This window comes from Agrobacterium sp. BT-220-3, assembly GCF_025910175.1.
Taxonomy (GTDB): domain Bacteria; phylum Pseudomonadota; class Alphaproteobacteria; order Rhizobiales; family Rhizobiaceae; genus Agrobacterium; species Agrobacterium oryzihabitans.
Window position 1 is genome coordinate 1 of record NZ_JAPAIX010000041.1, and the last position, 1850, is coordinate 1850.

Consider the following 1850-nt stretch of genomic DNA (forward strand, 5'->3'; position numbering starts at 1 on the left):
CAGGTTGCACCGGGCACTTCTTTCTCAAGTCACCCTGTGAGATTACTTGGTAGCAAGGATGTCGAAATTGCGGGCGTTTGCCACAACACCATCGTCCCATCCGCCTGCGACCAATTCTGAAGCCTTTGCATTAAGGAGCCCGGCGACTTGTCCGGCAAAGTGCGCTTCGCGCCCAGAGCTGTCGGCAAAGATGTCAAAGATGGCGAAGTTGTTCTCGTCAATCTGCAGCGCCGTCCAGAACAAAGTTTTTGGTTCGGTATCTGCAACGATCGGACCAGCGGCGGTCAACAAGGCTGCCAATTCGGGACCTTTACCTGGAGCAGCTTCGAGCTTGATATAAGTTGCGGTTGTTGCCTTGTGGAGGTCAACCGGCGCTTTTACCGAAAGGACATCGGAGTTGTTGATGTTCGCGACAACACCGGCGTCCCATCCTCCGTCGACCAACGCGTCTGCGTTCTGGTTCAAGGAAGCTGCAACTGCTCCTGAGAAGTGAGCGCCCCGTGCTTCTTCGTCTCCGAAGATGTCAAAGATTGCGAACGTATCACCGGCTTGCAGAGCAAACCACAGTACAGTGCCCGGCTCTGTTTCTCGCACGATAGTTGCAGCACCAGCCAGAAACTCCGCGAAGGCTACGGTCTGGCCTTCGACGGCGGGCATGGCGATGTAGCTGGCAGTATGATTTTCCATTGGATTGTCCTGTGCAGTTGCAGAAGTTGTGATCAGAGCCAGTGCGGCGCATATCGGAAGAATTTGCGTGTTCATGGTCGTCCCCTGACTTGACGTTCGTCGTGTTTGGTTTCGATGCACTCTTGTCCCATGGCGGATGGGTCGGACTCCAATTCCGAAGTTCTATTTTTTAATAGACATGGACTATGGAAGTTGCTTTGATGGCGTGCGTTGAGATGTGGCGGAGAATGCGGCGATGGAAATGAACCAGATCAGGTATTTTCTCGCTGTCTGTGAGCACCGAAACTTCACCCACGCAGCCAGTGCCTCCAATGTCTCCCAACCTTCCTTGACGACTGCGATCAAGAAACTTGAAGACGAGCTTGGAGGTGAGCTGTTTGTCAGGGACCGTGCGGGATGCAGGCTTACAGCCCTCGGAAAACTCATGCAGCCAAGGTTGCAGAGGATCTACGATGAGACGCGCCAGGCGAAGGCTGAGGCGGTCCGTCACATGCGTTTGGAGCGGGTTCCAATCTCTGTTGGTGTCGGCGAAACGATTGGCCACAACCTGATTTCGGCAGCTATGGAGCGTACGCGTAAGCGATTACCGCAAGCCGAAATCGAATTGATCGTTGCATCATCCTCCGAGCTTCTTGCCGGGTTGCGAGACGGCAAACTCGACGTTGCAGTCACCGCAGAGAAGGTCAGTGAAGACCTCTATCGCATAGACCGTCTCTATGAAGAGGACTACAAGGTAGTAATGTCAAAGTCGCATCCGTTGTCTGAACAAGATGCGATTTCTCTTGCGGCTCTCGCAAAAACCGACATGCTCGACCGACTAAATTGCGAAATGCGGGACGCTTTGCATGGGACCTGCGCAGATTATGGTCATGAACTCTACGCGGCGTATCGGTCCAACCGCGTGGATTGGTTAGTTGAACTTGCTCGGCAAGGGTCAGGTGCGCTGATCTTGCCGGCCACTGCTATTCCTCTGGACATGGGCCTGGTGTCGAAGCCCATCGAGGGCCTTCAATTATCGAGAACTGTTCTGGCTCTCCGATATCGGCACCAAACGACGAGACCAGAGACAAATGATCTGATCCGTGAGATTATGCGGACGCCGATGTAGTGAGGTCGGCAGTCGACATTCGCCCATGGTGCAGCATTCGTCCCGTTGGGCTCCA

The 1850-nt window shown here is 54.1% G+C and carries 2 protein-coding genes; one reads left to right on the forward strand and one right to left on the reverse strand.

All coding sequences use genetic code 11. The features are described from left to right. Nucleotides 1–42: 42 nt before the first annotated feature. Nucleotides 43–762, reverse strand: coding sequence for a putative quinol monooxygenase (locus OK142_RS25150; protein WP_113731501.1), 720 nt, complete (start codon nt 760–762; stop codon nt 43–45). Nucleotides 763–922: 160 nt separating this feature from the next. On the opposite strand from OK142_RS25150, the gene OK142_RS25155 reads away from it, so the two are divergent. Then, complete coding sequence (locus tag OK142_RS25155; RefSeq protein WP_037095135.1) at nt 923–1795, forward strand: LysR family transcriptional regulator; 873 nt, start codon at nt 923–925, stop codon at nt 1793–1795. The last annotated feature ends 55 nt before the right edge of the window (nt 1796–1850 follow it).

Bases quoted from the DNA above. Each gene is read 5' to 3' on its own strand.
- OK142_RS25155 (WP_037095135.1), top strand. From the start codon at position 923: ATGGAAATGAACCAGATCAGGTATTTTCTCGCTGTCTGTGAGCACCGA.
- OK142_RS25150 (WP_113731501.1), bottom strand. From the start codon at position 762: ATGAACACGCAAATTCTTCCGATATGCGCCGCACTGGCTCTGATCACA.